Source organism: Elizabethkingia argenteiflava (genome assembly GCF_009904105.1).
Taxonomy (GTDB): domain Bacteria; phylum Bacteroidota; class Bacteroidia; order Flavobacteriales; family Weeksellaceae; genus Elizabethkingia; species Elizabethkingia argenteiflava.
The window spans coordinates 1-317 of record NZ_JAAABJ010000560.1 but is presented as its reverse complement, the minus strand read 5'-3'; the positions used below and the strand labels follow the sequence as shown (position 1 = coordinate 317).

At 43.8% G+C, this 317-nt stretch carries 1 pseudogene; it reads right to left on the bottom strand.

Features of this window, described 5'->3' with window-relative positions:
- Positions 1-306 (bottom strand): annotated as a pseudogene (locus tag GNY06_RS14270) (transposase); the annotation flags it as partial.
- Positions 307-317: the final 11 nt, after the last annotated feature.

The following is a 317-nucleotide window of genomic DNA, read 5'->3' as shown; positions in this document are numbered from 1 at the left end:
TCCTGCGATATCAACCCCGAGGATATTATAGATCGCACGGGTGTCAACAGCACCATTCACCCTTACCTTGAAAAACATACAATCCAGAAATATAAATGGATAGACGGTTTCAAGAGGACGGTTTCTCTATTCTTGAACCGCGGGTAGTACACTATAGGTAATACGGGATATCTCTGCAGGAGAAATCTCTATAGCATACATTTCCTGAACATAATCCCCCATTGCTCGGGTACTCACTCCCATAGCGTACATCGATAAGATAGTACCTTCCAGCTCATCGGTAATGATTAGCTGGCGTTTGGGCACAATCTTAGGTT